Raw genomic sequence first — 24,398 nt, 5'->3', positions numbered from 1 at the left:
GGCGCTTGATTCAGGTCAAGACGCGCAAATGTGCCGTGGCTACAGTGCGACCATGCATGGCAAGCCCTCGCTTTCGACCAAGCTGCTGCTCATGGGCGCGGCCTGCCTGCTGGCGGCCGTAGCATCGATCGGCTTCACGCTGTGGGTGGCCTGGCAGCTGGAGGGCGGCGCGGCCGCCGTGAACGAGGCCGGGCGGCTGCGCATGAGCATGGTGCGCATGGCCATGGCGCGCCAGAACGAGGCGCCTGCGCAGTGGCAGGCGCGCGCGCAGCAGTTCGACGCCAGCCTGGACCTGCTGCGCAGCGGCGACATGTCGCGCCCGCTGTTCGTGCCCTGGAGCGACGAGGTCAGGGCGCGCTACGAGCGCATACGCCGCGACTGGAGCGCGCTGCACGCGCGCTGGCAGGCCGAGGACCAGGCTGATGCGCAGGCCATCATGGGCAGCGCCGACGCCTTCGTGCGCGAGGTGGACGGCTTTGTCGAAGCCATCGAGGACCGGCTCTCGCGCTGGACGGCCATCCTGCACCTGTTTCAGATGTGTCTGATGGCGCTGGCCATCATCGCGGCCGTGAGCTTCATGGCCACCAGCTACTGGCTGGTGCTGCATCCCGTGGGCCAGCTGCGCTCGGCGCTGGAGCGCATGCGGCGCGGACACCTGGACACGCGCATGAGCGTGGAGGTGGACGACGAGTTCGGCCAGCTGGCGGCCGGCTTCAACCTCATGGCCCAGTCGCTGCAAAGCTCGCACGCCGAATTGGAAGACAAGGTGCGCGAGAAGACCGCCAGCCTCAACGTGCAGCACCAGCAGCTGCAGGCGCTGTACGCGGTCAGCGTGCAGGCCTCCGAGGCGGCCAGCCTCCGGGCCCTGGCCGAAGGGTTCGTGCGCCAGATCCGTGTGGCAGCCCAGGCCGATGCGGCCACGGTGCGCTGGTCCGACGAGGCCAACGAGCGCTATGTGCTGCTGGCCGGCGACGGCCTGCCCCAGTCCATGTCGGTGCAGGAGCACTGCCTGCACACGGGCGCCTGCCTGTGCGGCCAGCCGCGCGAGCAGGCGCGGCTGCGCGTGATCCCCATCACGCCGGCCAGCGACCTGCAGCTGCCCCACTGCCGCGAGGCCGGCTTCGAGACCGTGGTCAGCATCCCCGTGCAACTGCAGCAGCGCCTGTTGGGCGAGGTCAACCTGTTCTTTCGCTCCACCGTGGTGCTCACGGACGACATGCGCGACCTGCTGTCCGCCATGGCGCGCCACCTGGCCAGCGCCATGGAAAGCCTGCGCGCCACGGCGCTGGAGCGCGAAGCCGCCGTGGCCGAGGAGCGCGGCCTGATCGCGCGCGAGCTGCATGACTCCATTGCCCAGTCGCTGGCCTTTCTCAAGATCCAGACCCAGCTGCTGCGCGACGCCGTGGCCAAGGGCCGCGACGAGGCGCGCGACCGCAGCCTGGGCGAGCTGGAAGTGGGCGTGCGCGAATGCTATGCCGACGTGCGCGAGCTGCTGGTGCATTTCCGCACGCGCACCAGCGCCGAGGACATTGAGGCCGCGCTGCGCGCCACGCTGTCCAAGTTCGAGCACCAGACGGGCATTGCCACCTCGCTGAGCATGACGGGCCAGGGCCTGCCGCTGGCGCCCGATGTGCAGATCCAGGTGCTGCACATGGTGCAGGAGGCGCTGTCCAACGTGCGCAAGCACGCGGGGGCCAGGCATGTGCAGCTGCGCGTGGGGCGCCACCCCTGGCGCTTCGAGGTCAGCGACGACGGCTGCGGCTTCGTCCCCGCCGACGTGGCGCCGGACTCGCTGCATGTGGGCCTGGGCATCATGCGCGAGCGCGCCCTGCTGGCCCAGGCGCTGGTCCATGTCCACTCCCGCCCGGGCGAGGGCACGCGCGTGCTCATCGAGCTGCCGCCGTCGGCCTCAGCCGGCGCGCCAGCGCAGGCCCTCCCCTCGAACGCGTGACACGCTCCCGCAAGAAAAAGACCGCCCCATGTCCTTCTCCAGCCCCATCTCCGTCTTCGTCATCGACGACCACACGCTGTTCCGCCGCGGCCTGATCGCCCTCATCGCCCAGGACGCAGGCCTGCGCGTGGTCGGCGAGGCCGGCGACGCGGGCGAGGCCCTGCGCCTGGTGCCCGCGCTGGCGCCCCAGGTCATCCTGCTGGACAACCACCTGCCGGGCGTGCCGGGCGTCGATGCCATCGCGGGCCTGCGGGCCGCATCGCCCGGCAGCCGCGTCGTCATGCTCACCGTGAGCGAGGACGGCCAGGACCTGGCGGCCGCGCTGCGCAACGGCGCCCAGGGCTATCTGCTCAAGACCATCGACGGCGACCTGCTGTCCGAAGCCCTGCGCCGCGCCGCGCGCGGCGAGCCTGTGGTCAGCCCCGAGATGATGGGCAAGCTGGTGGCCGCCTTCCAGTCCCAGGGCGCGCCCGAGCCCCAGGCGCCCGAGCCGGACGAGGCCCCGGCCTCGCCGCTGTCCCCGCGCGAGGAAGAGGTGCTGGTCCAGATCGCCCGGGGCGCCAGCAACAAGGAAATCGCCCGCACGCTGGACATTGCCGAGACCACGGTCAAGATCCATGTGCAACACATCCTGCGCAAGCTGGGCCTGAGCTCGCGCGTGCAGGCGGCGGTGTATGCATCGGAGCGGCAGCGGGATTAGCGGGCTACGCCGTGGCTGAAGCCCAACCATCCCCCGCACACCGCAGCGCCCACACCCACGCCAGCGCGGCCGCCACGGTCAGGCCGGTGAGCATGGCCACTGCGCCCATGGCGTCCAGCGCCACGCCGGCGGCCAGCGGCACCAGCATGCGGCTGGCGGCGAACAGGCTGGCCTGCAGGCCGTAGTCGAAGGCCTGCCAGCGCGGGCGGGCGAATTGCATCATCAGTCCGAAGACGCAGGCCGAGGAGGCGCCCATGGCTGCTGCCACGCAGGCCACGGCCGCGATCAGGCCCGGGGCCGGGGCGCCGGCTGCGATGACGGCCGCCAGCAGCGCCAGCGCCGCCACGTTGCAGCCCGCATACAGGGGCAGGGCGCGCCGGGTGCCCAGGCGGCGCGTGAGCAGGGGCGAGGCCGCGCCCGCCAGCGCGGCCACCACGCCGCCGCCCATGCCGGCCAGCAGGGCGGCCTGGGCGGGCGCGAAGCCGTGGTCCAGCATCAGCGGCTTCAGGTAGAACCAGGCCGCGCCGATGAAGGGGAAGTAGCTGACCAGCACCAGGGTCCAGCGCCAGGCGCCGGGCTGGGCGCCATAGCCGCGGACCATGGCGGCCAGTCCAGCTTTGGGCGCAGGCAGCAGCACAGGCGAGGGCGCATCCCCGGGCTCATGGCGCACCATCCAGGCCAGCAGCAGGGCGCCCAGGGCCAGCGCGCCGGCCAGGCAGAGGAAGGGCGCGCGCCAGCCCCATTTCGCCTGCATGAGCAGCATCATCCCGCCGCCCACGATGGCGCCCAGCGACAGCGCCGCTGCGCGCACGCCCCCGGCGCGCATGCGCTCGGACGCGGGCAGCAGGCGGATGGCCAGGGCGCTGACGGGAATGTCGGCCCAGGTGGCGGCCAGCGCGGCCGCGAAGGCCAGGCCGAACAGCCACAGGCGCTCGGCCAGCAACTGCTGCCAGCCCAGGGCCAGCAGCACGGCCGCATAAGCCAGGCACAGGGCCAGCGCCCAGGCGCGGTAGCGCGGCTGGCCGTTCGCGCTGCGCGCTTCCACGGGCGCGGCCAGCGCGAACTTGATGAGCGCGGGCAGCCCCGCCAGCTGGAACAGGCCGATGGCCGTGCCCGACCAGCCATGCTGGCGCATGACCAGGGGCAGGCCCAGCCAGAGGTAGACGCTGGGGGCGGTGAGCGCCAGGTGCAGCCAGCCGAAAAGTGCCTGGAGCAGCCAGACAGGGCGGGGAGCTGCGGCCGTCATGGCGCGGCCTTGCGGGCAATGAGCACGGCCAGCGGCGCCATCGGAAACTCGCGCGACTCGATGCGTTCGATGCGCTCGAAACCCGCCTGCGCCAGCAGCGCCTGCAGCTCGCCGCGCCGCGTCACGCTGCGGCCCAGCAGGCGCATGGGCAGGTAGTAGGGCAGGGTGCGCAGGGCCGATTCGGGCGCGTCGTCCACCTCCGCATGGGCGCAGACGAAGACGCCGCCGGGCGCCAGCGCGTCGAACACCTTGGCCACCACGGCTGCCACATCGGGCACGAAGTGCAGCACGGACGAGCACCAGACTAGGTCGTAGCCGCTGCCTATGCCGTCCGTGGCCAGGTTGCCGCCCAGGGCGGTGAAGCGGTCGGACAAGCGGGACTGGCGGGCGTTGTCCGCCGCCACGGCCACGGCCTCGGGCCAGTCGAAGACGCTGGCCTGCAGCGCGGGCTGCTGGCGCAGCAGGGCCAGCGCGATCCAGCCGGGGCCGCCGCCCAGGTCCAGCATGCGGCGCGCGGCGCCTGCCTCGGGAACCTGCTGCAGCAGGTTCAGCGTGGCAGGCACGCTGACGGCGCGCTGCTCCTGGCCGATCTGGGCGCGTGCGGCGGCGGCCCAGCCTTCGGCATTGCCCGTGGCCAAGGGGGCGCTGCAGGCCGAGCTGTCCCCGGCAGGGCCGTGCTCGACCAGGCCGCGCAGCAGCGTGGCGGAGTGGCGCAGCGAGCGCAGGCGGAACAGCCAGGCCGCGCCGCAGGACTCGGGCGATGCGCTGTGCAGGTAGCGCAGCGCATCGGTGGCCAACAGGTAGCTCACGGGCTCGTGCTGGCCGCGCCGCAGCAGGCCCATGCTCCACAGCAATTCCAGCCAATGGGAGGTATTGGCCTCGTTCCAGCCCTGGGCCTGGGCCAGCTCGGCCGGCGTCTGGGGCGTGGCCAGCCGGTCCAGTGCCCCCGATTCGAGGGCCAGCACCAGGGCCTCGGCCTGCACCTGGGCGGCGGCCAGGTCCCACAGCGGCTGAAGGGCGTGGGAGGGGGCGTGGGTAGGGGATTCGCAGCGGGGTGTATTCATCGGAAGGTCCTTTTCACGAAAGGGAGTCACATGCGCCAGGTCAGCCGCACGCCGAACTCGCGCGGCGGGCTGTAGACCACGACCTGGCCGTTGAGGTAGCCCACGGCGTCGTAGCGGCGGTTGGCGGCATTGCGCAGGTAGGCGGCGATTTCCCAGGACCCCTGGGCATAGCCGGCCGACAGGTTGAGCAGCCCGTAGCCGGGGCGGCGGTAGGCGTTGGCGGCGTCCAGGTAGACCTTGCCCGTGCCCTGCACGGCGGCCTGCGCCCACCAGCGGCCGGGCGCGTCGTAGCGCAGCGCCACATGGGCCGTCATGTCGGGCGCAAACGGGTTGCGGTGGCCGTCGTAGACGGCGGCGCCGTCGCGGAAGCTGCCGAAGCGCGTGCGGTTCAGGCCCAGGGCGGTCTGCAGCTGCCAGCCGCCGCCGAACACATAGTCCAGCTCGAAGTCCGCACCCGTGGAGCGCGCCCGCGCCGCATTGGTGATGTAGACCACGCCCGGCAGGCCCATCTGCTGCACCTGCATGTCGCGCACCTGCTGGGTGTAGACCGAGGCCGCATAGCGCAGGCGCTGCCCCAGCAGCCGGCCCTTGGCGCCGATCTCCCAGGCGCGCACGGTCTCTGGCTCGTAGGCCGCATAGCCCATGGCCGGAGAGAACACGTTGAAGCCGCCCGCGCGGTAGCCCTCGCTGAGGCTGGTGTAGACCTGGCCCTGGGGCGACCACTGGTATTGCAGCGAGAGCTTGGGGCTCAAGCGCGACCAGTCGTCGCTGCGCGCCGCCGCGCCCACGGGGGCCAGTTCCACGCGGTTGCGCTCCACGCGCGCGCCGGACGCCAGCGTCCAGCGCTCGGACAGCGGGACGGTCCAGTGCGTGAACAGCGCCGCCGTGCTGCCCTTGAGTCCGGCCGTGGGCCGCATCAGCGCGGCGGGCAGCTTTTGCTCGTAGCGCAGGTCATGGTCGTCGCGGTCCAGGTACAGGCCGGCCAGCCAGCGCGCGTTCCACAGGCCTGCGGCCTCGCCCTCCAGGCGCAGTTCCTGCGAGGTCGTGGCCAGGCGGTAGTCGCGCCGTACATGGAGCAGGTCGGCGCTCTGGAAGTCCGTGTCCTGCAGCACGCGGTCGTCGAAGACATTGCGTGCGGTGATGGAGCGCAGCCGCAGGCCCGAGGCAAAGCGGTGCGAGACATCGAGCGACAGTGTCTGCCCGCGCGAGCGGTTCCAACTGTCCGTACCCGAGTTCACCGTGGCGCGCGGCGCGGCAATGCTGCCCCATTGCGCGGCGCCGTCGTCCCAGCGCTGCTGGGCGTAGCGCAGTGTGGCCTCGGTCTCGGCCGTGGGCGTCCAGCGAAGGGCCAGGCGGCCGCTGGCGCGCTCGCGGTCGTCCATGCGGGCGCCACTGCCCTGCTGTCGTATGAATCCGTCCTGCGCGCGCCACTCGCCCGACAGGCCGATGTAGAGCTGGCCCGGCACCAGGGCACGGCCCAGCTCGAAGCTGCCCGCGCGCTGGCCGTGGTTGCCGGCCTCGGCGCTGATCGATGCATAGGGCGCGTCGCCGGGCTGGCGCGTGACGATGCTGACCACGCCCGCTTCGGCATTGCGGCCGTACAAGGTCGATTGCGGGCCGCGCAGTACCTCCACGCGGTCCACGCCCTGCAGGTTGTGCTCGAAGCCCTGGGCCATCAGCGTGGGCACGCCATCGACCAGCAGCAGCGTGGATGAGGAGAACGACACGAAGTTGGCCGTCAGCCCGCGCATCACGGGCGGCTGCACGCCCGACTGGCCGAAGGCCTGGAACACAAAGCCCGGCACCTGGGCGGACAGCGCGTCCAGCCCGCGCACGCCGGCCGCCTCCAGCGCCGCGCCGTCGAAGACGGAGACGCTGGCGGGCACGGCGTCCAGGCTCTCGGCCTGCTTGTTCACCGTGACCGTGATCTCGGGCAGGGCCGCTTCGGGCGCCTGGCCCTGAGCCGCCACCGTGAAGGGGACCAGGGCCAGCGCGGCCGGCCAGCGAAGGGGGAATGCCATGGTTTTCTCGTCCTCTCCAAAAGGGAATCTCGTTGGAGACCGATGCTATGGAAGATGAGAATCGCTATCATTTGAAAACGTATGCGCGCCGGAGCGTTTCCTATGCGAAGCGCGCATCCATTCCTCTCCCATGACCTCCCGCATCCCTTCCTCGCTTGCCTTGCCCCAGCCCTGTGCACCGGGCTGGACGCGGCATGCCCTGCCCGCCGAGCTGGGCGACTGCCATGCGGAGCGCTTCACGCTGGGCGACGGCATCGTGCTGGCGCGCTCGCACTACTGCCCGCTGCGCGACCTGGTGGAGGACAGCGTGCAGGCCGATGCCTCGGACCAGGGCCGCACCCTGGTCATCACGCTGGGGCTGGCCGGGGAATCGGGCTTTGTGGCGCGCACGGGTGCGGCGCTGCGCTTCGGCGCGGGGCAGACCACGCTGGCAGCCTTTCGCGGCAGCCAGGGCGAGCGCCGCTATGCGGCAGGCCAGACCGTGCGCCAGCTGCGCCTGCTGCTGTCGGGCGCAGCGCTGGACCGCTATCTGGGGCCTGAACTCTCGCAGCGGCTGACGCAGGTGGACGGCGCGGCCGGCGTGCGGCCCTTGGACCACCGCGCCAGCCTGCCGGCCAGCCTGGCGCTGGCGCGGCGCCTGGCCCAGCCGCCCGGGCACCAGCCCACCGATGCGCTGGACCGCCACATCGCCATGCTGAGCCTGGCCGCGCTGGAGCTGCGCCACCTGGCACCTGCGCCGCAGCCGGCCAAGGCGGCACCGCGCTGGTCGGCCGACGAACTGGCCCGGCTGGAGCAGGCGCGCGAACTGCTGTCCACCCAGATGGACCGCGCGCTGACCCTGGCCTACCTGAGCGCCGCCGTGGGCCTGGGCGAGCACCGGCTCAAGCAGGGCTTTCGCGCCGTCTTCGGCACCACGCCCCAGGCCCTGCTGCTGGAGCTGCGCATGCGCCGCGCCTGGGCGTTGCTGGAGACCGGCTGCCAGGTCGCCCAGGCCGGCTGGCAGGTGGGCTATGCCCATCCGTCGAACTTCAGTGCTGCATTTGCGCGGTTCTACGGGCGCAGCCCGAAATCGGTCTTCGGCCGCCGCTCCTGATCTGCGTCAAGCCTTTTTGTCCTCGATAGTTCTTTGGAACTAGGCCCGCCTGCGCGCTCCTAGTTCTTCCGCCTTGTCCGAGCGTACGGCTGGCGGATGTGCGGCGCGGCCCTCGCGCGGGACCATGGAAGCCATAGCCCCCACGAGGAAAACAAAATGGCAAACACAGCGCCCACCGCACAGGGCGACCCCCGAAAGAGCACCAGCACAGGCACACGCCACGACCGCCAGGCCTGGTCGGTCCTGGCCGTCAGCACCCTGGCCTTCACCGTCTGCTTCATGGTCTGGATGATGTTCGGCATCATCGGCATCCCCATCAAGAAGATGCTGGATCTGAACGCCACGCAGTTCGGCCTGCTCACGGCCATGCCCGTGCTCACGGGCTCGCTGGTGCGCGTGCCGCTGGGCATCTGGACCGACCGCTTCGGCGGGCGCATCGTGATGGCGGTGCTGATGGCCGTCACCGTGCCCGCGATCTGGGTGATGGGCTATGCCACCGAGTACTGGCACTTCCTGACCATCGGCCTGTTCGTGGGCCTGGCGGGCGGCTCGTTCTCGGTGGGCACGCCCTATGTGGCGCGCTGGTTTCCCAAGGAGCGCCAGGGCATGGCCATGGGCATCTATGGCGCGGGCAACTCGGGCGCGGCGGTCAACAAGTTCGTGGCGCCGGTGATCCTGGTGGCCTTCGGCTGGGCCGCCGTGCCGCATGCCTATGCGGCCATCATGCTGGGCGCGCTGGTGCTGTTCTGGCTGTTCAGCCACAGCGACCCGGCCCACCTGGTGCCCAGCAACGTACGCTTCAGCGACCAGTTGAAGGCGCTCAAGGACCCGCGCGTGCTCAAGTACTGCCAGTACTACAGCATCGTCTTCGGCGGCTATGTGGCGCTGAGCCTGTGGATGGTGCAGTACTACGTGGGCGAGTACGGCCTGGACATCCGCGTGGCGGCCCTGCTGGCGGCCTGCTTTTCGCTGCCGGGCGGCGTGCTGCGCGCCATCGGCGGCTGGCTGTCGGACAAGTACGGCGCACACAGCGTGACCTGGTGGGTGCTGTGGGTGTGCTGGATCTGCCTGTTCCTGCTGTCCTATCCGCAGACGGATTTCACGGTACTCACCACCGAGGGCAGCACCCGCTTTCACCTGGGCCTGAACGTCTATGCCTTCACCGCGCTGATGTTCGTGCTGGGCATTGCCATGGCCTTCGGCAAGGCCAGCGTCTTCAAGTACATCAGCGACGACTACCCCGGAAACATCGGCGCCATCAGCGGCATCGTGGGCCTGGCCGGCGGCCTGGGCGGCTTCATCCTGCCCATCCTGTTCGGCGTGCTGCTGGACTGGACGGGCATCCGCTCCAGCGCCTTCATGCTGCTGTACGGCGTGGTCTGGGTGTCGCTGATCTGGATGTATTTCACCGAGGTGCGCCGCACCGACGTGCTCAACAGCCACGGCGGCCACAGCGATGTGCAGCCGGCCGCGCGCTGAACCGCAGGAGTTGCACATGCATGCGAACACCAAGACCGCCGCAAAGGCATCCGCGCGCAGCCGCCCCGGCAGCGTGCTGACCCTCTGGCGCCCCGAGGACAAACAGTTCTGGGAGCGCGAGGGCGAGGCCATCGCCAGGATCAACCTCTGGATCTCGGTGCCCGCCCTGTTCCTGGCCTTTGCCATCTGGCAGGTCTGGAGCGTGGTGGCCGTGAACCTGCCCGCGCTGGGCTTCACCTACTCCACCAACCAGCTGTTCTGGCTGGCGGCCGCGCCCGCGCTGTCGGGCGCCACGCTGCGCATCTTCTATTCCTTCATGGTGCCGCTGATGGGCGGGCGCCGCTGGACGGCGCTGTCCACGGCCTCGCTGCTGATCCCGGCCATCGGCATAGGCTACGCCGTGCAGGATGCCAGCACCGGGTATCCGACCATGCTGATCCTGGCCCTGCTGTGCGGCCTGGGCGGGGGCAACTTCAGCTCCAGCATGGCCAACATCAGCTTCTTCTTTCCCAAGGAGCGCAAGGGCTCGGCCCTGGGCGTGAACGCGGGCCTGGGCAACCTGGGCGTATCGGTGGTGCAGTTCCTGAGCCCGCTGGTGATCACGGCCGGCATCTTCGGCGTCTTCGGCGGCGATGCGCAGACCATCACCAAGGCCGGCGAGACCACCCGGGTCTGGGCGCAGAACGCGGCCTTCATCTGGGTGCCGTGGATCGCCATCGCCTCGCTGGCCGCCTGGTTCGGCATGAACGACATCGCCGACGCCAAGGCCAGCTTCGCGGCCCAGGCCGCCATCTTCCGGCGCAAGCACAACTGGGTGATGTGCCTGCTGTACCTGGGCACCTTCGGCTCGTTCATCGGCTTTGCCGCCGGCTTTCCGCTGCTGATCAAGAGCCAGTTCCCGGCGGTCAATCCGTTGGCCTATGCCTGGCTGGGCCCGCTGCTGGGCGCGCTGTCACGGCCCTTTGGCGGCTGGCTGGCCGACAAGGCGGGCGGCGCGCGCGTGACGTTCTGGAACTTCCTCGTCATGGCCGTGGCCGTGGTGGGCGTGCTGTATTTCCTGCCCAAGGGCAGCGGCGGCTACGCGCTGGGCTTGGGCCCTGCCGAGGGCAGCTTCATGGGCTTCTTCCTGATGTTCCTGGTGCTGTTCCTGACCACGGGCATCGGCAACGGATCGACCTTCAGCATGATCCCGGCGATTTTCCTGGCCCTCAAGCAGCGCGAGCTCGGCGCCCATCCCAGCGAGGAAGCCCAGGTCCATGCCCTCAAGGAGGGCAATACCGAAGGCGCGGCCGCCCTGGGCTTTGCGGGCGCGCTGGGAGCCTACGGCGGCTTCTTCATCCCCAAGAGCTACGGCAGCTCCATCGCCGCCACGGGCGGGCCCGAGCTGGCGCTGTGGGTGTTTGCCGCCTTCTATGTGCTGTGCGTGGGCGTGACCTGGTGGTACTACGCGCGCAGGAACGCCGAGATGCCCTGCTGAGCCCCGGGCCGCAGGCACTACTGCACCGAACAGCAACGCACCGCAACGAACAACAAGGAGTCCCGCGATGAGCCATTTTCTGGACAAGCTTTCCTACTTCTCCCTGCCCCGGCAGGAATTCTCCAACGGCCATGGCCAGGTGACGGGCGAGGACCGTACCTGGGAAGACGCCTACCGCGACCGCTGGGCGCATGACAAGGTGGTGCGCTCCACGCACGGCGTGAACTGCACGGGCTCGTGCTCGTGGAAGATCTACGTCAAGGGCGGCATCGTGACCTGGGAGACCCAGCAGACCGACTACCCGCGCACGCGCGCCGACCTGCCCAACCACGAGCCGCGCGGCTGCGCGCGCGGAGCCAGCTACAGCTGGTATCTGTACAGCGCCAACCGCGTCAAATACCCCATGGTGCGCGGCCGGCTGCTCAAGCACTGGCGTGCCGCCCTGGCCGTGGCCAGGAGCCCGGTCGATGCCTGGGCCGCCATCGTCGAGAACGCGGATGCGCGCAGCGAGTGGCAAAAGCAGCGCGGCCTGGGCGGCTTCGTGCGCAGCAGCTGGGACGAGGTCAACCGCATGATCGCGGCGGCCAACGTCTACACCATCAAGAAGCACGGGCCGGACCGCATCATCGGCTTCTCGCCGATTCCGGCCATGTCCATGATCTCGTATGCCGCAGGCAGCCGCTACCTGAGCCTGATCGGCGGCGTGTGCATGAGCTTCTACGACTGGTACTGCGACCTGCCGCCGGCCAGCCCCCAGACATGGGGCGAGCAGACCGACGTGCCAGAGAGCGCCGACTGGTACAACTCCAACTTCATCATCGCCTGGGGCTCCAACGTGCCCCAGACGCGCACCCCCGACGCCCACTTCTTCACCGAGGTCCGCTACAAGGGCGCCAAGGTCGTGGCCGTCACGCCCGACTACTCCGAGGTCGCCAAGCTGGCCGACCTGTGGATGCACCCCAAGCAGGGCACGGACGCGGCCGTGGCCATGGCCATGGGCCACGTCATCCTCAAGGAGTTCTACTTCGGCGAGCGCGGCCGCCCGGCCTATTTCGAGGACTATGCGCGCCGCTACACCGACCTGCCGCTGCTGATCCGCCTCAAGCGCCAGCAACTGCCCGACGGCCGCACGGCCCTGGTTCCCGAGCGCTATGTGCGCGCCAGCGACTTCGACGGCCACCTGGGCCAGGACAGCAACCCCGAGTGGAAGACCGTGGCCTACGGCGAGGACGGCGGCGTAGCCCTGCCCAATGGCTCCATCGGCTTTCGCTGGGGCGAGGCCGGCCGTGCCGACGAGGGCCTGTGGAACCTCGAATCCAAGGAGGCGCGCACGGGCAACGACGTGCAGCTCAAGCTCTCGGTGCTGGACGGCCAGGGCGTGGACAGTGAAGTGGCCGACGTGGCCTTCCCCTACTTCGGCGGCCTGCAGTCGCCGGGCTTCGACGCCAACGAGCAGGGCACGGATGTGCTGCTGCGCCGCGTGCCCGTCTCGCGCATGGTGCTGGACGGCGAGGAGGCCATCGTGGCCACCGTGTTCGACCTGCTGGCGGGCAACTACGGCATCCACCGCGGTCTGGAAGGCGAGGGCGCTGATGGCGGCTATGACGCCGATGCGCCCTACACCCCGGCCTGGCAGGAAAAGATCACCGGCGTGCCGCGTGACCAGGTGATCGCCATTGCGCGCCAGTTCGCCGACAACGCCGAGAAGACGCGCGGCAAGTCCATGGTCATCATCGGCGCGGCCATGAACCACTGGTACCACTGCGACATGAACTACCGCGGCATCATCAACATGCTGATGCTGTGCGGCTGCATCGGCCAGAGTGGCGGCGGCTGGGCGCACTACGTGGGCCAGGAAAAGCTGCGCCCGCAGACCGGCTGGACCGCGCTGGCCTTTGCGCTGGACTGGCTGCGCCCGCCGCGCCAGATGAACTCCACCAGCTTCTTCTACGCCCACACCGACCAGTGGCGCTACGAGAAGCTGGGTGTGGAAGAGGTGCTGTCCCCGCTGGCCGACCGCAGCCAGTACGGCGGCGCCATGATCGACTACAACGTGCGCGCCGAGCGCATGGGCTGGCTGCCCAGTGCGCCGCAGCTGCAGGCCAACCCGCTGCAGCTGGTGCGCGACGCCCAGGCCCAGGGCCTGGACGTGAAGGACCACGTGGTGCAGTCCCTGCAGGACGGCTCGCTGTCCATGAGCTGCGAGGACCCCGACCACCCGGCCAACTGGCCGCGCAACATGTTCGTGTGGCGCTCCAACATCCTGGGCAGCTCGGGCAAGGGCCATGAGTACTTCCTCAAGCACCTGCTGGGCACCACCCATGGCGTGCAAGGAAAAGACCTTGGAGAACAAGACCCCCCCGATGCGCTGCGCGCCTCCCCCCAGGGGGCGGCCGGCTTGGGGCGGCCCGGCGCCGGCCATTCGGCCAAGCCGCAGGAAGTGCGCTGGCACGACAAGGCGCCCGAAGGCAAGCTGGACCTGCTGGTCACGCTGGACTTCCGCATGAGCACCACCTGCCTGTACTCGGACATCGTCCTGCCCACGGCCACCTGGTATGAGAAGAACGACCTCAACACCAGCGACATGCACCCCTTCATCCACCCGCTGTCGGCGGCCGTGGACCCGGCCTGGCAGGCCAGGAGCGACTGGGAGATCTACAAGGGCTTCGCCAAGTCCTTCAGCGAGGTCTGCGTGGGCCACCTGGGCGTGGAAAAGGACGTGGTGCTGACGCCGCTAATGCACGACACCCCCGCCGAGCTGGCCCAGCCCGATGGCGTGCGCGACTGGAAGAAGGGCGAGTGCGCCCTGATCCCCGGCAAGACCGCGCCGCAGATTGCCGTGGTCGAGCGCGACTATCCCAACCTCTACAAGCGCTTCACGGCCCTGGGCCCGCTGATGGACAGGCTGGGCAACGGCGGCAAGGGCATCGGCTGGAACACCGAGACCGAGGTGGAGCAGCTGGGCGAGCTCAACGGCCTGGTGCGCGAGGAAGGCGTGAGCCAGGGCCGCCCGCGCATCGTCACCGACATCGACGCCACCGAGGTGGTGATGATGCTGGCGCCCGAGACCAACGGCCACGTGGCCGTCAAGGCCTGGGAGGCGCTGTCGAAGCAGACGGGGCGCGAACACGCCCACCTGGCCCTGCACCGCGAGGACGAGAAGATCCGCTTTCGCGACATCCAGGCCCAGCCGCGCAAGATCATCAGCTCGCCCACCTGGTCGGGCCTGGAAAGCGAGAAGGTCAGCTACAACGCCTGCTACACCAACGTGCATGAGCTGATCCCATGGCGCACCCTCACCGGCCGCCAGCAGTTCTACCAGGACCATCCGTGGATGCGCGACTTCGGCGAAGGCTTCGTCAGCTACCGCCCGCCCGTGCACATGAAGGCGCTGCAGGAAGTGCAGGGCCAAAAGCCCAACGGCCACCCCGAGATCGCGCTGAACTTCATCACGCCGCACCAGAAGTGGGGCATTCACTCCACCTATGGCGACAACCTGATGATGCTCACGCTGGCGCGTGGCGGCCCCATCGTCTGGCTCAGCGAGGACGACGCCAAGAGCGCCGGCATCGCCGACAACGACTGGGTGGAGCTGTACAACGCCAACGGCGCCATCGCGGCGCGGGCCGTGGTCAGCCAGCGCGTCAAGCCGGGCATGGTGATGATGTACCACGCGCAGGAGAAGACCATCAACACGCCGGGCTCGGAGATCACCGGCACGCGCGGCGGCATCCACAACTCGGTCACGCGCATCGTGCTCAAGCCCACCCACATGATCGGCGGCTACGCGCAGTACAGCTACGGCTTCAACTACTACGGAACCATCGGCACCAACCGCGACGAGTTCGTCCTGGTGCGCAAGATGCGCCGCATAGATTGGCTCGACGACGAAGCCGAGGCCGGCGCGGCCGCCCATGCCTGAACAACAAGGAGAAACACGATGAAAATCCGCGCACAGATCGGCATGGTGCTGAACCTGGACAAGTGCATCGGCTGCCACACCTGCTCCGTCACCTGCAAGAACGTCTGGACCAGCCGCCCCGGCGTCGAATACGCCTGGTTCAACAACGTCGAGACCAAGCCCGGCATCGGCTACCCGCGCGAGTGGGAAAACCAGGCCAAGTGGAACGGCGGCTGGATGCGCCGCACGGACGGCTCCATCGCGCCCCGCCAGGGCGGCAAGTGGAGCCTGTTGATGCGCATCTTCGCCAACCCCAACCTGCCCCAGATCGACGACTACTACGAACCCTTCACCTACGACTACGAGCACCTGCAGTCGGCCAGGGAAAGCAAGGCCGCGCCCACGGCGCGCGCACGCAGCCTGATCTCGGGCCAGCGCATGGAGAAGATCGAATGGGGTCCGAACTGGGAGGAAATCCTGGGCGGCGAATTCAGCAAGCGCAGCCATGACGTGAACTTCGAGCAGATCCAGAAGGACATCTACGGCCAGTTCGAGAACACCTTCATGATGTACCTGCCGCGCCTGTGCGAGCACTGCCTGAACCCGGCCTGCGTGGCGTCCTGCCCCTCGGGCTCGATCTACAAGCGCGAGGAGGACGGCATCGTCCTCATCGACCAGGACAAGTGCCGCGGCTGGCGCATGTGCGTCTCGGGCTGCCCCTACAAGAAGATCTACTACAACTGGCAAAGCGGCAAGGCCGAAAAATGCATCTTCTGCTACCCGCGCATCGAGGCCGGCCAGCCCACCGTCTGCTCCGAAACCTGCGTGGGCCGCATCCGCTACCTGGGCGTGCTGCTGTACGACGCCGACCGCATCGAGGAAGCGGCCAGCGTGGAGCGCGACCGCGACCTCTACCAGGCGCAGCTGGACATCTTCCTGGACCCCAATGACCCCGAGGTCATCCGCCAGGCCCGCATCGACGGCATCCCCGACGCCTGGATCGAGGCGGCCCAGTCCAGCCCCGTCTACAAGATGGCAGTGGACTGGAAGGTAGCCCTGCCGCTGCACCCCGAGTACCGCACCCTGCCCATGGTCTGGTATGTGCCGCCGCTGTCGCCCATCACCTCGGCGGCGAACGCCGGGCATCTCGACAGTGTCGGCCGCAGCCCCATCAATGGCGACCTGCCCGATGTCTCGCAGCTGCGCATCCCCGTGCAGTACCTGGCCAACCTGCTCACCGCCGGCGACACCACGCCCGTGGTGCGCGCGCTGGAACGCATGCTGGCCATGCGCGCGTACCAGCGCAGCAAGCACGTGGACCAGGAGCAGAACCTGGCCGTGCTCCAGTACGCGGGACTGACGGTGGACGAGGTCGAGGACATGTACCAGACCATGGCGATCGCCAACTACGAGGACCGCTTCGTCATCCCCTCGGCCCACCGCGAATACGCCGAAAGCGCGTTCGATTTGCGCGGCGGCTGCGGCTTCTCGTTCGGCAACGGCTGCTCCGACGGCAGCACCGACGCCAGCCTGTTCGGCGGCAAGAAGCCGCGCACCATCCCCATCCGCGCGCAAATGTGAGGACTGCCGCCATGTTCAATCACAACACCTCCACCCCCGTGCGCCTGACGCTGCGCGCGCTGGCCTGCCTCATCGGCTACCCCGGCGCCGAGCTGCGCGCCCTGCTGCCGGGCCTGATCGACGCCCTGCGCCTGGAGCAATCCGTGGCGCCCGCGCGGCTGCGCGAGTTGCAGCAGCTGGCCGAGCAGCTGCAGGCCATGGACCCCTTCGAGGCCGAGGCCCGCTACGTGGACACCTTCGACCGGGGCCACCAGACCTCGCTGCACCTGTTCGAGCATGTGCACGGCGACTCGGCCGACCGGGGCCCGGCGCTGATCGACCTGCAGCAGACCTACGAGCGCGCGGGCCTGGCCTTCGAGGCCGACGAACTGCCCGACCACCTGGCCGTGGTGCTGGAGTTCGCCTCCACCCAGCCGCCGGCCATCGCCCGTGAATTCCTGGGCGAGATGGCCCACATCCTCAACGCCCTGTTCACGGCGCTGGCGCGGCGCGACAGCCCCTACGCCAGCGTGATCGCGGCCGTGCTGGAGATCACCGGCCACAGGGCCGAGCGCGTGGAAATCCGCCCCGAGCCCGCCATGGACGAGGCCTGGGCCGAACCCGCCGCCTTCGACGGCTGCAGCAGCCAGGGCAAATCCCGCCCCGGCGCCGAGCAGCCCGTGCATTTCGTGCGCCGCACGGCGGCGCCCCAAGCCCAAGGACCCCGCCAAAGGAGCCTGACATGACCCCCTCCTGGATAGACCACCTGCTCTTCGGCCTCTACCCCTACATCTGCCTGGCCGTGTTCTTCATCGGCAGCTGGCTGCGCTTCGACCGCGACCAGTACACCTGGAAGAGCGACTCATCGCAGCTGCTGCGCAGCGGCAGCCTGCGCTGGGGCAGCAACCTGTTCCACATCGGTGTGCTGTTCCTGTTCTTCGGCCACACCGTGGGCATGCTCACGCCGCACTTCGTCTACGAGCCCTTCATGGCCGCAGGCGCCAAGCAGCTGCTGGCCATGGTCAGCGGCGGCATCGCGGGCACGCTGGGCTTCATCGGACTCACCATCTTGCTGCACCGCCGGCTGTCGGACGTGCGCATCCGCGCCAACTCCAGGTTCAGCGACATCGCCATCCTCTGGCTGCTGTGGCTGCAGCTGCTGCTGGGCCTGGCCACCATACCGCTGTCGGCAAAGCACATGGACGGCTCCATGATGATGGCCCTGGCCGAATGGGCGCAGCGCATCGTCACCTTCCGTGGCGGCGCGGCCGAACTGCTGGCCGATGCCGGCTGGGTGTTCAAGGCCCACATGTTCCTGGGCATGAGCATCTTCCTGGTCTTCCCCTTCACGCGCCTGGTCCACGTCTGGAGCGGCTTCGGCACCCTGGTCTACCTGCTGCGCCCCTACCAGCTGGTGCGCTCGCGCCGCCTGGGCCTGCCCGCATCGTCGGCACGCCGTGACGCCAAGCCCGGCCATTGAGGAGATCGACATGGAACATGGATGCAACGGATCGGGCGGCGGCCACTGCGGCTGCGCGTCTTCAACCCCTTCTTCTTCTACTTCTTCTGCCCCGATGGGGGATCTCCCGGCGATTCCCGAAGTGCCCGCCTTCCAGCCCGTGGGCGAGGCCGGGGCCGAGGTGGCCCGCATTAACAACACGCCGCTGCACGCACCCGGACAGCGCCCGCCCGAGCGCGAACTGCGCCAGCGCGCCTGCACCGAGCTGCTGCGCCAGGCGGCCCAGCGCGAAGGCCTGCTGGGCGCCGATGATGCGGCCGGCGACGACGGCGTCATCAGCGAGCGCGCCTCCCAGGCCATAGAGCAGCTGCTGGAGCAATCGCTGCATCTGCCCGAGCCCGGCGAGGACGCCTGCCGCCGCCACTTCGATGCCAACCCCGCGCGCTTCGCCCAGGGCGAGCGCGTGCGCCTGCGCCACGTGCTGTTTGCCGTCACGCCCGGCGTGGACGTGCGCGCCCTCACCCAGCGGGCCGAGGCCCTGCTGATCGAGCTGCGCTGCGCCGACGACGCCGGCCTGCGCTTTGCCGAGGCCGCGCGCCAATGGTCCAACTGCCCCAGCGGCCAGCACGGCGGCGAACTGGGCTGGCTGGGCCGCAGCGACTGCGCACCCGAATTCGCGCGCGATGTCTTTGCCTCCCAGGAAATCGGCGTGCTGCCGCGCCTGGTGCACAGCCGCTTCGGCCTGCACGTGGTCGAGGTCTGCGCGCGCGAGGCGGGCGTTCTGCCCGACTGGCAGCAGGCGCGCCCGGCCGTCGCCCAGGCCCTGCACCAGCAGACCTGGGTGAGCGCGCTCCACCAGTACCTGCAACTGCTGGCCGGCCAGTCCGAAGTGGTGGGCGTGCGCATCGCTGCGGCCGACTCGCCGCTGGTGCAATAGCCGGGGAAGTGCCCATGCCCGACGACGAGCTGCTGCTGCGCCTGCGGCGCTTCCACGAGCACGCCTTCCCGCAGTACCGCGCGCAGTTCCGCACCCTGGTCGAAGAGGGCCAGCACCCGACCACGCTGTTCATCGGCTGCTCGGACTCGCGCCTCGTGCCCTACCTGCTCACGGGGGCGCCGCCGGGCGAGCTGTTCCTGGTGCGCAACGTGGGCGCCTTCGTGCCGCCGTACGACAGATCGCACGGCCACCACGGCACGGCGGCGGCCATCGAATTCGCCGTGCTCAACCTGCAGGTCAGCCGCATCGTGGTCTGCGGCCACAGCCACTGCGGGGCCATCAAGGCCCTGTATGGAGAAGTCTCGCCCGAGGCGCGCAACCTGCAGCGCTGGCTGGACCTGGGCCGCGAGGCCGTGCTGCCCGTGCAGGCCGGCCCCGAGGCGCTGCGCCGCACCGAGCAGCGCGCCGTCGTGCTGCAGCTCGAACGGTTGATGGACTATCCCATGGTGCGATCGCGGGTAGAGGCCGGGCAGCTCAGCCTGCACGGGTGGCACTATGTCATCGAAGACGGCGAAGTCCATGTCTTCGATGTCCAGACCGGCCGCTTTGTTGCGGCATCTCAAGCTCCGCACAGCGGCACCGGGCCGTACCCGCCCTACGTGGAGCATGATGGACAAGTGCTTGTCGACTGAGGCCCGAGCAAGTGCCAGGGACGGCGGCAGGCAAGTCAACACGGGAGCCATGCCAATGCATCGCGAAAACCTGGGCCGCGCGCAGGACGCGGCGGATCTGCAGCCCATCAGCCTCGATGTGCTGCGCGAGAAATACCTCAAGGACGGCGAGACCGGCGTGGGCGAGCTCTACGCCCGCGTGGCCCGCGCCCTGGCCTCGGTCGAGCCCGAGGCGCGCCGCGCCGAATGCGAGGCCCTGTTCCTGGCCAACCTGCAGGCCGGCGCCATAGGCGCGGGGCGCATCATGAGCGCGGCCGGCACCGACTTGCAGGCCACGCTGATCAACTGCTTCGTGCAGCCCGTGGGCGATTGCATCCAGGGCGTGGACGACGGCGGCTACCCCGGCATCTACGAAGCCCTGCGCGAAGCCGCCGAAACCATGCGCCGTGGCGGCGGCGTGGGCTACGACTTCTCGCGCATCCGCCCCCGTGGCGCCGAGGTGCGCGCCACCGCCTCGCTGGCCTCGGGCCCGTGCAGCTACATCAACGTCTTCGACCAGTCCTGCGCCACCGTGGAAAGCGCGGGCGCGCGGCGCGGCGCCCAGATGGGCGTGCTGCGCATCGACCACCCCGACGTGCTCGAATTCATCACCGCCAAGCGCACGCCGGGCCGCTGGAACAACTTCAACGTCTCGGTCGGCGTCAGCGACGCCTTCATGCAAGCCGTGGCCGAAGACCAGCCCTGGCACCTGGTGCATCGCGCCCGCCCCGGCACCGCCCTGCTGGAGCAGGGTGCCCACCAGCGCGCCGACGGCCAGTGGGTCTACCAGACCCTGCCCGCCCGCACGCTGTGGGACACCATCATGCGCTCGGCCTACGACTTCGCCGAGCCCGGCATCCTCTTCCTGGACCACATCAACGACGACAACAACCTGCGCTACTGCGAGGAGATCGCGGCGACGAATCCTTGCGGCGAACAGCCGCTTCCCTCCTACGGCTGCTGCGACCTCGGCCCCGTCATCCTCACGCGCTTCGTGCGCCATCCGTTCGGTTTCGCGGGCGAGCCTGCGTTCGACTTCGAGGCCTTCGAGCGTGCCGTGGCCGTGCAGGTGCGTGCGCTGGACAACGTGCTGGAGCTGACCTGGTGGCCGCTGCCGCAGCAGCGCGAGGAAAGCGAGGCCAAGCGGCGCATCGGCGTGGGCTTCACGGGCATGGGCAATGCGCTGGCCATGCTGCGCCTGCGCTACGACACGCCCGAGGGCCGGGCCATGGCCGCGCGCATTGCCGAGCGCATGCGCGATGCGGCCTACGGCGCCTCGGTGGAGCTGGCGCGCGAGAAGGGGGCCTTCCCCAAGTTCGACGCCGATGGCTACCTGGCCGAAGGCACCTTCGCCAGCCGCCTGCCCGATGCGCTGCGCCAGCGCATACGCCAGCACGGCATACGCAACAGCCACCTGCTGTCCATCGCGCCTACGGGCACGGTCAGCCTGGCCTTTGCCGACAACGCCTCCAACGGTATAGAGCCGCCGTTCTCCTGGACCTACAAGCGCAAGAAACGCACGGCCGATGGCGGCAGCGCCGAGTACGCGGTCGAGGACCATGCCTGGCGCCTGTACCGCACGCTGGGGGGCGACGTGCAGCAGCTGCCCGAGTACTTCGTCAGCGCGCTGCAGATGCCTGCGGCCGGCCACATCGCCATGATGCAGGCCGTGCAGCCCTTCGTGGACACGGCGATCTCCAAGACCGTCAACGTGGCGGCCGACTATCCCTACGAGGACTTCAAGGACCTGTACCGCCAGGCCTGGAAGGCCGGCCTCAAGGGCCTGGCCACCTACCGGCCCAACACCATCCTGGGCGCCGTGCTCGAGACCCATGCGCCCGAATCTGCTGAAAAGCCGGCCTCCCCCGCGCCGGCAGGGGCCGCGGCTTCGGCACCCGACCCGCTGCGCACCGTGATAGAAAGCCGCCCGCAGGGCGCGCTGGACGCCGTGGCCGAGAAGATCGAGTACTGGACCCAGCAAGGCCCCAAGCGCCTGTACCTGGTCGTCTCCTTCCTGCCCGTGGTCCTGCCCGATGGCCGCACGGTGGACCGCGCCATCGAATTCTTCATGCCCGTGGGCCAGAGCGGCGAGTCCCAGCAATGGGTGACCTCCAGCATGCGCCTGCTGTCACTGGCCGCGCGCGGCGGCTTCCTGGAGCGCGCCCTCAGCGACATGCGCAAGGTGGCCTGGGACCGGGGCCCCGTGCGCCTGGGCACCCACCAGCGCGACGACGGCACGCGCGTGCCCATGTGGCACGACTCCGAGGTGGCCGCCATCGCCTATGCGGTGCAGAACATCCTGTCCCGGCGCGGCAGCGGCGCGCCGCCCGCCCCATCGCCGCTGCCCGAGCCCGAGGCCCTGGCCACCGACCCCATGGTCATGGCCGGCCGCAAATGCGAGGAATGCGGCGCCCATGCCGTGATCCGCAAGGACGGCTGCGAGTACTGCACGGCCTGCGGCCATCTGGGGAGCTGTGGGTGAAAGTTGCCGTGGCCCCACGCCCGCAGGGCGATGCCGTGCCCGGCTGGCGCGCGCCCGGCACGGGCTTCGACCAGCCCTTCGAGATGCTCGAAGCCTGCCACGAGCGCGTGCTGCGCATGCTGGCGCTGCTGGACCGGCTGCGCGTGCATCTCCGGACCAAAGGTTGCGACGACAGCGCACGCCAGGCGGCGCGCGACATCCTGCGCTACTTCGACCAGGCGGCGCCGCTGCACCATGAGGACGAAGAGCTGCATGTCTTCCCGCCGCTGCTGGAGCAGGGCGATGCGCAGACCGTGGCCCTGGTGCAGCGCCTGCAGCGCGAGCATGGCCTGATGAGCGCCGACTGGGCGCTGGCGCGCCAGCCGCTGCTGGACATGGCCGAGGGGCGGTCCCAGGGCTTTGGCGCGGCTGACGAGGCGGTGTTCGAACGCTTCGCGGCCTGCTATGCCAGCCATGTCGAGAATGAAGAGCGGCTGGCCTACCCCCAGGCGCGCGGCCTGCTGCCAGAGGCAACGCAGGCGGCCATGGGCCGTGAGATGGCCGTGCGGCGCGGCGCGGACCTGTCACGGAGATAGCGCCGCCGGCAGCGCGCGGGAGCCGGCGCGGCGATACTCGCAGGCTTTGGACCTGCCCCCGCCTCGCCTGCCATGCCCGAGCGCCGCCCCATTTTCCTGCTTCGCATCGCACTGACCCTGCTGGGCGCCCTTGCCGCCGCCCAGCTGTGCCTGTGGCTGCGCACGCCGCTGCCCTGGATGCTGGGGCCGCTGATCGCCACCTCGCTGGCCTCCATCCTGGGCGCGCCCACGGCCAGTTCGGGCCGGCTGCGCAACGGCGGGCAGTGGATCATCGGCGCCTCGCTGGGCCTGTACTTCACGCCGGCCGTGGTGCAGTTGATCGCGGGGCTGTGGTGGGCGATTGCCGTGGCCATCGTCTGGGCGCTGCTGCTGGGCTGGGGCTTCGGCGCCTGGCTGTACCGCGTGCATGCGCCGCGCATGCCGCAGATACCGGCTGGCGAGATGCGCGCCACCACCTATTTCGCTGGCGCCATTGGCGCGGCGTCGGAGATGACGCTGCTGGCCGAGCGCGAGAACGCGCGCACCGACCTGGTGGCGGCCAGCCACAGCCTGCGCCTGGTCATCGTCACCGTGAGCATTCCGTTTGCGCTGCAGTGGAGCGGCCTGCACGGCCTGGAGGGGCTGACGCCGCCCAGCATCCGCATCGTCGAATGGCCGGGGCTGGCGCTGCTGGCCGTGCTCACGGGCCTGGGCGCCTGGGCCATGGACCGGCTCAAGCGGGCCAACCCCTGGTTCCTGGGCGCGCTGCTGGTGTCCATGCTGCTGACCATGTGCGGCCAGGAACTGTCGGCCGTGCCCCAGGCCCTGGTCAATGCGGCGCAGCTGGTGATCGGCATCAGCCTGGGCGTGCGCTTCAAGCGCGAATTCCTGCACACCGCGCCGCGCTGGCTGGGCTCCGTGGCCGTGGGCACCGTGGGGCTCATGGCGATCTGCGCGGCCTTTGCCTGGCTGCTGCACCTGGCCGTGGACCTGCCCTGGGTCACGCTGCTGCTGGGCACCTCGCCGGGCGGCATCACCGAAATGGCCATCACCGCCAAGGTGCTGCAGCTGGGCGTGCCCGTGGTCACGGCCTTCCAGGTCTGCCGGCTGATCGCCGTGCTGCTGTTGGTGGCGCCGCTGTTCCGCTGGGTGGAGGCGCGCGGGCCGGCCGCGTCGCGCACGGCCTAGGGCCCGCCTCACCACAGCCCACTGTCGCTGGTAGACACCGCAATCGCACCACCGGCCAGCGCCTGCTGGACCTGCTCCTGGCTGCAGACGAAGCCCGAGGCCACCAGGGGCGGCAGGATGCGGCGCTCGGCCTCGGTGATGTGGGCCAGCATGGGGGCGGGCATGATCTGCACGAGGTTGGGGTCGCTCTGCTCCACGGCCTTGATGCTGCGCGGCCAGGTGGAGCGGTCGGTGACGAAGACCTTTTGCATGGTCAGCAGCCCGGCCTTGTTGGCGCGCTGGATGGTGGCCACGCGCGTGGACAGCAGGCTGCTGGCGCCCAGGTCCACAAGGTAGTCCACGCCGCCCTTGTCGGGCGAGATGCCGTCGCAGCTGTCGATATTGACGATGGCGATCTTGCCCGCCCCGGTGATGGTGGAGATCACCGAGCGCAGGCGGCGCAGTTCGATGTTGGCGACGATGGCGACCTCGGCCTGGCTGGCCAGCAGCGCGTCCATCTGCTCGGCCCCGTACAGGGTGGCGATGACGGGGCGGCGCGCCAGCCGCGCGCCCAGGGAGTTGTCCGGGCGGCCCATG

18 protein-coding genes are annotated in these 24,398 nt (G+C 69.8%); 14 read left to right on the top strand and 4 right to left on the bottom strand.

What is annotated here, in order from left to right; translation table 11 throughout:
* Window positions 1–52 precede the first annotated feature (52 nt).
* Both ACF8LI_RS01795 and ACF8LI_RS01790 read left to right on the top strand, forming a co-directional pair.
* A complete protein-coding gene (locus ACF8LI_RS01795; RefSeq protein WP_392411858.1) occupies window positions 53–1,951 on the top strand; it encodes a type IV pili methyl-accepting chemotaxis transducer N-terminal domain-containing protein in 1,899 nt (632 codons plus the stop codon).
* Window positions 1,952–1,979: 28 nt separating this feature from the next.
* The gene (locus ACF8LI_RS01790) at window positions 1,980–2,651 is read left to right on the top strand and encodes a response regulator (protein WP_016446642.1); all 672 of its coding nucleotides are present in this window, start codon (window positions 1,980–1,982) and stop codon (window positions 2,649–2,651) included.
* Between the two features lie 4 nt (window positions 2,652–2,655).
* Here the strand turns inward: ACF8LI_RS01790 and ACF8LI_RS01785 are convergent, their stop codons facing one another.
* Genes ACF8LI_RS01785 through ACF8LI_RS01775 form a run of 3 tightly spaced genes read right to left on the bottom strand, consistent with a single transcriptional unit; the run spans window position 2,656 to window position 6,982 of the window.
* Window positions 2,656–3,897 carry an MFS transporter gene (locus ACF8LI_RS01785; protein ID WP_392411856.1) on the bottom strand — a complete coding sequence of 414 codons (1,242 nt, stop codon included), beginning with the start codon at window positions 3,895–3,897 and terminating at the stop codon, window positions 2,656–2,658.
* Window positions 3,894–4,961, bottom strand: coding sequence for a class I SAM-dependent methyltransferase (locus ACF8LI_RS01780; protein ID WP_392411854.1), 1,068 nt, complete (start codon window positions 4,959–4,961; stop codon window positions 3,894–3,896). Before ACF8LI_RS01780 ends, ACF8LI_RS01785 begins: the two co-directional genes overlap by 4 nt.
* 26 nt (window positions 4,962–4,987) lie before the next feature.
* Complete coding sequence (locus ACF8LI_RS01775) at window positions 4,988–6,982, bottom strand: TonB-dependent receptor (RefSeq protein ID WP_392411852.1); 1,995 nt, start codon at window positions 6,980–6,982, stop codon at window positions 4,988–4,990.
* A gap of 130 nt (window positions 6,983–7,112) precedes the next feature.
* Between ACF8LI_RS01775 and ACF8LI_RS01770 the strand changes: the two genes are divergently transcribed.
* The 12 genes from ACF8LI_RS01770 (at window position 7,113) to ACF8LI_RS01715 (ending at window position 23,822) form a co-directional block, all read left to right on the top strand.
* Window positions 7,113–8,075 (top strand): AraC family transcriptional regulator, encoded by a 963-nt coding sequence (locus tag ACF8LI_RS01770; RefSeq protein ID WP_180318212.1) that lies wholly within the window; start codon window positions 7,113–7,115, stop codon window positions 8,073–8,075.
* 156 nt (window positions 8,076–8,231) lie between these two features.
* The gene (locus tag ACF8LI_RS01765) at window positions 8,232–9,554 is read left to right on the top strand and encodes a nitrate/nitrite transporter (protein ID WP_034363526.1); all 1,323 of its coding nucleotides are present in this window, start codon (window positions 8,232–8,234) and stop codon (window positions 9,552–9,554) included.
* A 16-nt stretch (window positions 9,555–9,570) separates the two neighbouring features.
* Complete coding sequence (locus ACF8LI_RS01760; RefSeq protein WP_392411849.1) at window positions 9,571–11,031, top strand: MFS transporter; 1,461 nt, start codon at window positions 9,571–9,573, stop codon at window positions 11,029–11,031.
* 67 nt (window positions 11,032–11,098) lie between these two features.
* Window positions 11,099–14,953: a nitrate reductase subunit alpha gene (locus tag ACF8LI_RS01755; RefSeq protein WP_046239789.1), complete on the top strand. Its 3,855-nt coding sequence runs from the start codon at window positions 11,099–11,101 to the stop codon at window positions 14,951–14,953.
* Between the two features lie 18 nt (window positions 14,954–14,971).
* Window positions 14,972–16,513: a nitrate reductase subunit beta gene (gene narH, locus ACF8LI_RS01750; RefSeq protein WP_012203041.1), complete on the top strand. Its 1,542-nt coding sequence runs from the start codon at window positions 14,972–14,974 to the stop codon at window positions 16,511–16,513.
* Between the two features lie 11 nt (window positions 16,514–16,524).
* Window positions 16,525–17,238, top strand: coding sequence for a nitrate reductase molybdenum cofactor assembly chaperone (gene narJ / locus ACF8LI_RS01745; protein WP_047326399.1), 714 nt, complete (start codon window positions 16,525–16,527; stop codon window positions 17,236–17,238).
* Window positions 17,235–17,972, top strand: a complete 738-nt coding sequence (gene narI, locus ACF8LI_RS01740; protein ID WP_047218517.1) for a respiratory nitrate reductase subunit gamma — start codon at window positions 17,235–17,237, stop codon at window positions 17,970–17,972. Before narJ ends, narI begins: the two co-directional genes overlap by 4 nt.
* A gap of 94 nt (window positions 17,973–18,066) precedes the next feature.
* On the top strand, window positions 18,067–18,888 hold the full coding sequence (locus ACF8LI_RS01735) for a peptidylprolyl isomerase (RefSeq protein ID WP_043780720.1): 822 nt from the start codon (window positions 18,067–18,069) through the stop codon (window positions 18,886–18,888).
* A gap of 14 nt (window positions 18,889–18,902) precedes the next feature.
* A complete protein-coding gene (locus ACF8LI_RS01730) occupies window positions 18,903–19,580 on the top strand; it encodes a carbonic anhydrase (protein ID WP_392411846.1) in 678 nt (225 codons plus the stop codon).
* Window positions 19,581–19,635: 55 nt separating this feature from the next.
* Window positions 19,636–22,080 carry an adenosylcobalamin-dependent ribonucleoside-diphosphate reductase gene (locus tag ACF8LI_RS01725; protein WP_392411844.1) on the top strand — a complete coding sequence of 815 codons (2,445 nt, stop codon included), beginning with the start codon at window positions 19,636–19,638 and terminating at the stop codon, window positions 22,078–22,080.
* Window positions 22,077–22,655, top strand: coding sequence for a hemerythrin domain-containing protein (locus tag ACF8LI_RS01720; RefSeq protein WP_199137739.1), 579 nt, complete (start codon window positions 22,077–22,079; stop codon window positions 22,653–22,655). Before ACF8LI_RS01725 ends, ACF8LI_RS01720 begins: the two co-directional genes overlap by 4 nt.
* A gap of 72 nt (window positions 22,656–22,727) precedes the next feature.
* On the top strand, window positions 22,728–23,822 hold the full coding sequence (locus ACF8LI_RS01715) for an AbrB family transcriptional regulator (RefSeq protein WP_392411841.1): 1,095 nt from the start codon (window positions 22,728–22,730) through the stop codon (window positions 23,820–23,822).
* A gap of 8 nt (window positions 23,823–23,830) precedes the next feature.
* Here ACF8LI_RS01715 and ACF8LI_RS01710 read toward each other — a convergent pair whose 3' ends face one another.
* A complete protein-coding gene (locus tag ACF8LI_RS01710) occupies window positions 23,831–24,397 on the bottom strand; it encodes a glycerol-3-phosphate responsive antiterminator (protein ID WP_012203049.1) in 567 nt (188 codons plus the stop codon).
* Window position 24,398 lies beyond the last annotated feature (1 nt).

Origin of the sequence: Delftia sp. WSY_12, from assembly GCF_043104645.1 — a bacterium.
Classification (GTDB): domain Bacteria; phylum Pseudomonadota; class Gammaproteobacteria; order Burkholderiales; family Burkholderiaceae_C; genus Comamonas; species Comamonas tsuruhatensis.
This window is presented reverse-complemented; position numbering and strand designations above follow the sequence as displayed.